Origin of the sequence: Sphingobium scionense (assembly GCF_014197035.1) — a bacterium.
GTDB lineage: Bacteria > Pseudomonadota > Alphaproteobacteria > Sphingomonadales > Sphingomonadaceae > Sphingobium > Sphingobium scionense.
Window position 1 is genome coordinate 261659 of sequence record NZ_JACIEU010000005.1, and the last position, 7176, is coordinate 268834.

Consider the following 7176-nt stretch of genomic DNA (forward strand, 5'->3'; position numbering starts at 1 on the left):
GCATCACTTCCCCCCTAACTGCCGGATGACCGCGGCGCGCAGCGCGGGCGCCGTCACGCCCAGCGAGTGCAGCACCGAATCGAGACGGTCCCCGGCTTGGTCCGGAGTGTTCAAACTACGCACGAGGCTGGCAAGCGGCGCGGCCAGTTTGGCGATTTCAGCCGCCGACGGCTGCATCGGTTCGGCACCGCTCTGTTCAGCGACATCGAGCCAGATGCGCTCGATCGGAACGGTCAGCTCGATCGCAGAGAGCAGCCCTTCGAGCAGCGGCGCGTCGTCGCCAAGCAGCTCGGCAACCGCCGCCACCGCAGGATGATCGCGCCGCACGCGGTAGCGCGGGACAGACGTGCCGCCACGGGCTTCCCATGGCCAGACTTCGTTCTCGTCCTTTTTGCGTTTCCGAGCCGCGATCGGCCCGGTGCCGCGCCATGCAAATACTTCCCGGGCACGCCGACGGGCGTCGATGCCGGTCCCCGCCAGCCGCGCACGCGCCCAGGCGGGCGGGCGTGCCAGCGACTTGCGGATATCAATACGCCACGCCTCGTCCATCGCGACCGGCAGGTCGAGCGCGATCCGGGCAAGCCTACTTGATTCTTCGCGCGTCCAGGCACGCGAACCCCCAAGACCTAGCCAGCCGCCAGGCGAGACAAGACGGTCGCCGCGATAGACATAGAAGCCCTGGCGCTCGACCCAGCCGCCCGGTCCGCCCGCATCTTCCCAATCGCGCTCGCTGGCGAAGCGGTCGCGGTGCGGCAGAATATAGGACTTCGCCGCGATCGAACCGTCCGGCCCGCGGATGACATCGCGCGGAAGTGTCATGGTCGCATCGTGACGCCGGCAGAACGGATCCCAGGCACCAAGCGCGAGGCCGTTTACGCTGATCGCCAACCGCCGCGCCTCACCGCTCAGAAAGCGGTGAAAGGTCATGGCGAGATGTGCGCGGATTGCGGCGATGCGGTCGTTGAAGGCATCGCGGTCCAGGCCCCACAAGCCGCCGAGCCGGTCCATCCGGTTCCAGCTTATCAGCGTGCCGTCGCCACCACTCTCGAACGCCGCCGCCAGCTCTCCGACCGGCGAAGCGTCCGGTGCATCGGCACACCAGCCGTCGCCGACCCGGTCAACGTCCCAGGCCAGCCGAGCGGCACTGCCGTCGCGGCGCGAGGCGACGGTCAGTTCGCGGCACTGGGAGAGTGAGGCAGTCTTGAGCCCGAGTCCGAAGCGCCCGAGATCATCACCGCCCCGCTCGGCATCCGGCCCCTCGCCGCCGAACCGCATCGCCTCGATCAGCCTCTCGAACGCCATGCCCGCGCCGTCGTCAAGTATCTCGACCAGCGGGTCGCCTTCGCGCCAATCGAGCCGGATCCCCACATTGCGGGCACCGGCCGCGAGCGAATTGTCGATGAGATCGGCAAGCGCAGTTTCCGGCGAATAGCCCAAGCCCCGTAGTGACCGCAGCAGCGCGCGCGGGGAAGGATTGATTTCAACAGGTCGCAGCGGAAGTCTCCGGTGTCGGGCATTTCAGTCAGATTGCTGCCGACGCGCACCGGAGTCGGACCGGGACAGAATAAGCGCAGTCCGCGCTGCTCGGCAATTGTATCATTTCTGTCACGAAACCGGCAAATTCATCCGGTCAGGCTGCACTTCGCCGGGGACAGCTGATGTAAAGTGGTGCATGCTGGTGCGCATTGGTGTATCGGTGCATAGGGAGTTCGAACATCTTGGCCACTGGAAAGACCATCCGAAGCACCGTCCTGCTGCCCGAACCGGTGCACCGCCAGGTGCAGGCGGTCGCTGCAGCCAATGACGTATCATCGGCCTGGGTTATCCGACAGGCCGTTCTACATTATCTCTCGACCCGTACCGGTCAGGTCGAACTGCCGCTCGGGAAAGAGCAATCGTGAGCGCCGACCCTCGCCTGATCCGCCAGAAGATCCAGCGCCTGCGCGCCGGTGCGAAGCCGCGTGTGCTCGATCTGTTTTCGGGCTGCGGTGGGATTTCTTTGGGGTTCCAGGCGGCCGGATACGACATCGCCGCGGCAGTCGAGTTCGACGCCGATGCAGCGCGCTCGCACGGTCTAAATTTTCATGGCGGCGAAAACCGGCACAGCATTGCGCGAGACATCACCTCCACCTCGCCCGAAGAGTTGACCAAAGCGCTCGGGCTCGGCTCCGCCTCATCGGCGTTCGACGTCATCGTAGGCGGCCCTCCCTGTCAGGCGTTCGCTCGGGTCGGGCGGTCGAAGCTGCGCGAGATTGCCGAACATCCCGAGGCCTTTCGGCACGATCCACGTTCGCGGCTCTACATCGAATATCTGAGCTATGTGGAAGCCTGCGCGCCGCTCGCGGTGGTAATCGAGAATGTCCCGGACATGCTCAACCATGGCGGCCATAATCTCGCGGCCGAGATCGGCGAGATCCTCGCTGGTAAGGGCTATGTCGTGCGCTACACACTGCTCAACGCCGCATTTTACGGCGTGCCGCAGATGCGCGAGCGGATGATCCTGATTGCGATCCGGGAGGAGATCGCCGATGATGTCGAACTCCCAGCGCCGACGCACTGGATCGACCTGCCGTCGGGCTATCAAGGTTCGCGCGCTGTCGCCCTGAAACTCGCGACCGGCGGCGATCTGCTGACCCCGGTGACCGGAGGCAGCGGCTATAAGGCGGCGCCCGAAGCAGCAAAGTCGTTGCCGCCTGCTATTACCACTGAACAGGCGATCGGTGACCTACCTGAAATTCTGGCGCGCGAGCTGCTGGCGGCGGGTGAGCTGCGGCGCGGCACGCGGCGGCTCGATGCGAACCTCCCCTATGACGGGCACAATTGGCAGCACGGCTATGTGAAGAAAATGCGCGGCTGGAAGGGGTTCGAGGGAGCCGGCCATGTCCGCGACCATGTCATCCGCTATCTGCCGCGCGATTATCGCATCTTTGCCGGACTCAAGCCAGGCGACCAGTATCCCGAGGCGCACCGATATGCGCTCAGCCTGTTCGAGGCCGAGCTGGAGCGGCTCGGGGGCGAAGGTGCGCGCCCCCAGGTCGACAGCGACGACTGGAAGGCTCTCAAAGCTAAGTTCGTGCCACCCTATGACTCTGGCAAATTCCCGAACAAATGGCGCAAGATGGAATCCGCGACCCCGGCCCGCACGCTGCTCGCCCATCTAGGAAAGGACGGTTACAGTCATATCCATTACGATAGCCGCCAAGCGCGACCAATCTCGGTGCGCGAGGCGGCTCGGCTCCAGTCCTTCCCCGACGGGTTTCGGTTCGCGGGCACAATGAACCCGGCGTTCCGCCAGATAGGCAATGCCGTTCCGCCGCTGCTCGCCAAGGCGGTCGCGACCACACTGCGCAGCCAGCTGATCGGCGAGACGGCTGACTGCGGTACCGACACGGAACAGCAGCCGGATCAGTCGCGCGCCGTCGGAGCCGGCCGCTGATGGCGAAGCGCGACGAGATCATCGTCGTCCGCTCGCTCGCCGAATCCGATCTCGGCATTTTCTCGATGCATCGCCTGAGCGCGACCAGCAAACAGCGCGCGATCGCGCTCACCACGCCGGTGGCGCGCAGGCTGCTCAGCGACCGGCTGTTCGCAGCCGGCGGGGCCGATCTTGATCTGATCTGCGTCTATGGCGGCTATGGCAACCGCGAGCTCAGGAACATCGGCAAGGTGGGCAAGAACTGGCGGCTGGGCGGGCGCAAGATCACCGCCAATGGCTGCGCTTTCCTCGACAGCAAGGATTTCGTGCTGCTGCGTTCGGTCGTCGGCAATGACGGCGACCATCCGATCCTCATGACCTTTATCGGCCGCCAGCGCGAGCGCCTCCTCCATGCCGGGATCGTGGCCAGCCTCGCCGACAGCTTCCAGAGCAGCGTCGCGGTGGTGACGGCCGGATCGGACGCCTTCACCGCGCTCAGCGCCGCCTTTCCGTCGGTGCCGGCCGATCTTGCGGTCGGGGCGCCGCTTGCCGGGGAAGACGCTGCGGTGCCGGATCAGGCGGCCGGGAGCGATGGCCGATAGGCTGACGCCGGAACAGCGCCGGCTCAATATGCGCCGGGTGCGCGCGAAGGACACGAAGCCCGAAATGACCGTGCGGCACCTGCTGCATGACCAGGGCTTCCGATACCGTCTCCACCGCCGCGATCTGCCCGGCCGCCCCGACATCGTGTTGCCGCGCTGGCGCGCGGTGGTCTTCGTTCATGGCTGCTTCTGGCACGGTCACGGCTGTTCGCTGTTCCGCCTGCCGGCGACGCGGACCGAATTCTGGTCTGCCAAAATCGAAGGTAACCGTCGGAGGGATGCTGCGGCGGTTGCCGCGCTGGAAGCCGCAGGCTGGCGCAGCCTGTGGGTGTGGGAATGCGCATTGCGCGGTAAAAATCGGCTGACGGTGACCGAGGTGAGCGGCGCAATGGTGGCGTTCATCCGGGGCGATGTGGGGTTCACGCAGCTCGGGGAACAGGGAATGGCTGGGGTATGACGGCAAAGGTAATCGAAGTGTCGGAGATGCAGGAGCAGCTCCCTGGGCTGGGGGATCTCGATCTGCTGCGGCTGCGGGCCCGGGTCGCCGCCGAACTCAAACGGCGCGGTCTTGCCTCCAACGTCGGTCAGGCGGCCGAGAGCCTTGTCATCGCGTTTTACAACGGCACGCCAGGGCGCCCGAACCTCCAGCCGGCGCCGACGGGCACACAGAATGTCGATGCGCTGTCGCGGCGCGGTGACCGCTTTTCGATCAAGGGCGTGCTCGACGGGCGCAAGACGGGGACGATCTATCCCGACCGTGACGATCGCGACAAACAGCTGTTTGAATATCTGCTGATCGTACGGATCGACGAGGACTGGCAGCTGATTGACGTTCACGAGTTCGACTGGAAGACGTTTGTCGAGGTTCGGAGCTGGGACAGCCGGATGAACGCTTGGTATGTCGGTTTGGCGGCAAAGACGCTGGCTCGATCGACGCGGTTCGCACCAGCCTGAGGCAAACCGACAGCCGCCGCTCAGCCTTTCGTGGCCGGCGTATAGCCATACTGTTTCAGCCGCTTGGAAGCCATCTTCGCTTCCTCGTCTGAGAACAATGCGCGCCACTTCGAATCGGTCACCAGTGCCTCTACGGAGAGATCGAGCCGCTGATGCTCCCATAGGGTATCGAACCCACTTGTGGCCGAACCTCTGATCAGCCGCCGCGCCGTCTCGACGCCGCCATGCTCGGCGAGCATCTGGCGGAACCGGGTGGGCTGATAGCCGAAGCTCGCCGCCTCGTCGTAGATCGCCTGCATCGCCCGGTCGAACGCGCGCGGGTCCGGTGCCGCCGGCCGCTCCGGTGCCCGGCCGGCATCGATCAGTGCCATAGCCTCGCCGAAACTCACCAGCGCATTGCGCCCGTCCTCCGCCGTCGCGAGCGCAACCGTCGTAACACCGGACAGCGCGGCATTCTCCTCCGCCGTCAGCACGAACCTTCCAAGGCTGCGCAGCGCCAGCTGCCGCACCTCGACCACCAGCCGCAGCCGCTCCTCGGGCGAGCCAGGCAGAACCTGCCAAAGTCCGCCAAAGTCCGATGTCTGGCCGCTGACGCCATAATCGATCACCAGATCACCGGGCGACAGTGCGGCGTTCCAACCCTCATAGGCCGAGATGCCAGAGGTGAGCCGCCCATCCGCGACCTCCTGCACCAGCCATGCTTCATCCCGGGCGGTAAGACCGTCGCGGCAGAACGCCACATGCAGTTTTTTCCAAACGGCGTGCGACGGCGATGCCCACCATGCCTCGAACAGCGTCTGGGCAAGACGGCGGCCGGTGGGCGCGATCCGCAGGCGCGCTTTCCACAGCTCCGCAGCCCGATCGATATCCTCAGGCTCGACCGCATAGCCGGCATACGAAAGCCGCGTAAACCAACGGTCGATATCAGTGAGCACGCCCGCTTCGCTGATCTCGACATTGGCCTCGTGCCAGCCGCCGGCGGCGTCGCCTTCGACCGCCAGCCCGTTCGCCGACGCATTGGAAGATCCGAGCACCGCGCCGCCCGCCGTCCACCATACCTTGGCATGCAGGGCGGGATGGGAGCGCAGCGTAATCCTCGGATGGTCGTAAAGGCGGCGCAGCTCTTTGGGATTGCAGGCGCCGGATTCCAGATTGCAGAGGATCTCGGCGGTGAGCCCGGGCCGGTCGAGACCCAGCCGTTCGATCGCACCCTTTCCCCAGAAGGCCACCGCCAGCCTGGCGTGGTTCGCATCGGCCAGCAGCGCGCGGATGGCCGCGAGCGCGGCGGTTTCGTCGAGTAGGATCATGATTCCTATCTTGTCTCGCAGGCGTGCCGCTGGTCAACGTGATCCGGGAGATAGTCGGTACGGAGAGTTGCAATGCGCTATGAAGAAGTCGGCGATGATCTGCGCCCGCTCATCTATGACTTCTTTTTCTGGTTCTCGCGCTTCGAATCCGCACTGAAGGAAGCGAACTGGCTGGTGGCACACGATATCGGTGCCCCAGCCCGGCCGGGCTGGAAGGATTTCGTCGCTGCCCATGAAGGCCAGTATCAGCCGTCGCAGGCTGGCGCAGATCTTATCGCCGCCAATCCCCTGAAGCAGATCGTCGGCGACGCCGGTCTCGACTTCACCGTCGTTACTTTCAAGGCTGGCGACTCGCAGCTGCTGCGGGTCACAATCCTGCTCAGGACCGTGCGCAACAACCTCTTCCATGGCGGCAAAAAAGGGGGCGCGGGCTGGGACGATCCTGAACGTATACGCCAGCTGTTGCCGCTGTGCATCACGATACTCGAAGAGCTGGCCGAGTTTGGCGATTTCCAAACCGATTATACAGGCAATTATTGAGGGTGCGTCCGCCCACCAACGGATAACACTCGAACGACCGAGATTGGGCGGCTGTAGCGGTCACGGCCACCAATCCTCAGGATCTGCTTTCCACGTTTCAACGCTAAGAAGCCGCCAGTCTGCCGACTTATCTAAGGCTTCAATCGCCTCGGATTCCAAAGATGAACGAACGGCGGCTATCAGGATCGCGATATCTACGTGTGAAAGACTGAAATTAGGGCGCGAAGCCGACGCGCCGTTTTGGCGCTGGGAGTGTCCGCTATCGGTCGTGTCCCACGGGGTGGTGTAGGAAGGTTTCCCTGAGAGGGTGGCCACCGTCGATCTTCTGGTAGGGTTCGGATGCGAACTCGAACCTGGA

General features: G+C 64.7%; 9 protein-coding genes. 6 read left to right on the plus strand and 3 right to left on the minus strand.

Features of this window, described 5'->3' with window-relative positions:
- Positions 1-3 precede the first annotated feature (3 nt).
- A complete protein-coding gene (locus tag GGQ90_RS07845) occupies positions 4-1437 on the minus strand; it encodes an ATP-binding protein (RefSeq protein ID WP_223178135.1) in 1434 nt (477 codons plus the stop codon).
- A 281-nt stretch (positions 1438-1718) separates the two neighbouring features.
- Here GGQ90_RS07845 and GGQ90_RS07850 point away from each other — a divergent pair, with 281 nt between their 5' ends.
- The 5 genes from GGQ90_RS07850 to GGQ90_RS07870 are packed head-to-tail and all read left to right on the plus strand — an operon-like array spanning position 1719 to position 4971.
- The gene (locus tag GGQ90_RS07850) at positions 1719-1901 is read left to right on the plus strand and encodes a ribbon-helix-helix domain-containing protein (protein WP_223178136.1); all 183 of its coding nucleotides are present in this window, start codon (positions 1719-1721) and stop codon (positions 1899-1901) included.
- Entirely contained in the window at positions 1898-3436 is a 1539-nt protein-coding gene (locus GGQ90_RS07855; RefSeq protein ID WP_188081603.1) for a DNA (cytosine-5-)-methyltransferase, read from the plus strand. Before GGQ90_RS07850 ends, GGQ90_RS07855 begins: the two co-directional genes overlap by 4 nt.
- A complete protein-coding gene (locus GGQ90_RS07860; protein ID WP_188081604.1) occupies positions 3436-4017 on the plus strand; it encodes a hypothetical protein in 582 nt (193 codons plus the stop codon). Before GGQ90_RS07855 ends, GGQ90_RS07860 begins: the two co-directional genes overlap by 1 nt.
- Positions 4007-4474, plus strand: a complete 468-nt coding sequence (locus tag GGQ90_RS07865) for a very short patch repair endonuclease (RefSeq protein WP_188081605.1) — start codon at positions 4007-4009, stop codon at positions 4472-4474. Before GGQ90_RS07860 ends, GGQ90_RS07865 begins: the two co-directional genes overlap by 11 nt.
- Positions 4471-4971: a hypothetical protein gene (locus GGQ90_RS07870; protein ID WP_188081606.1), complete on the plus strand. Its 501-nt coding sequence runs from the start codon at positions 4471-4473 to the stop codon at positions 4969-4971. Before GGQ90_RS07865 ends, GGQ90_RS07870 begins: the two co-directional genes overlap by 4 nt.
- Positions 4972-4991: 20 nt before the next feature.
- Here the strand turns inward: GGQ90_RS07870 and GGQ90_RS29265 are convergent, their stop codons facing one another.
- Entirely contained in the window at positions 4992-6278 is a 1287-nt protein-coding gene (locus GGQ90_RS29265; RefSeq protein WP_188081607.1) for a phospholipase D family protein, read from the minus strand.
- A 72-nt stretch (positions 6279-6350) separates the two neighbouring features.
- Between GGQ90_RS29265 and GGQ90_RS07880 the strand changes: the two genes are divergently transcribed.
- Entirely contained in the window at positions 6351-6818 is a 468-nt protein-coding gene (locus GGQ90_RS07880) for a hypothetical protein (protein ID WP_188081608.1), read from the plus strand.
- A gap of 60 nt (positions 6819-6878) precedes the next feature.
- Here the strand turns inward: GGQ90_RS07880 and GGQ90_RS28965 are convergent.
- Positions 6879-7176, minus strand: a 298-nt coding sequence (locus tag GGQ90_RS28965; protein ID WP_223178137.1) for a hypothetical protein, incomplete at its 5' end; no start/stop codon positions are given.

Excerpts from the sequence above, each read along its gene's own strand:
- GGQ90_RS07860 (WP_188081604.1), top strand. The coding sequence starts at position 3,436 with ATGGCGAAGCGCGACGAGATCATCGTCGTCCGCTCGCTCGCCGAATCC.
- GGQ90_RS07865 (WP_188081605.1), top strand. The coding sequence starts at position 4,007 with ATGGCCGATAGGCTGACGCCGGAACAGCGCCGGCTCAATATGCGCCGG.
- GGQ90_RS07870 (WP_188081606.1), top strand. The coding sequence starts at position 4,471 with ATGACGGCAAAGGTAATCGAAGTGTCGGAGATGCAGGAGCAGCTCCCT.
- GGQ90_RS29265 (WP_188081607.1), bottom strand. The coding sequence starts at position 6,278 with ATGATCCTACTCGACGAAACCGCCGCGCTCGCGGCCATCCGCGCGCTG.
- GGQ90_RS07880 (WP_188081608.1), top strand. The coding sequence starts at position 6,351 with ATGCGCTATGAAGAAGTCGGCGATGATCTGCGCCCGCTCATCTATGAC.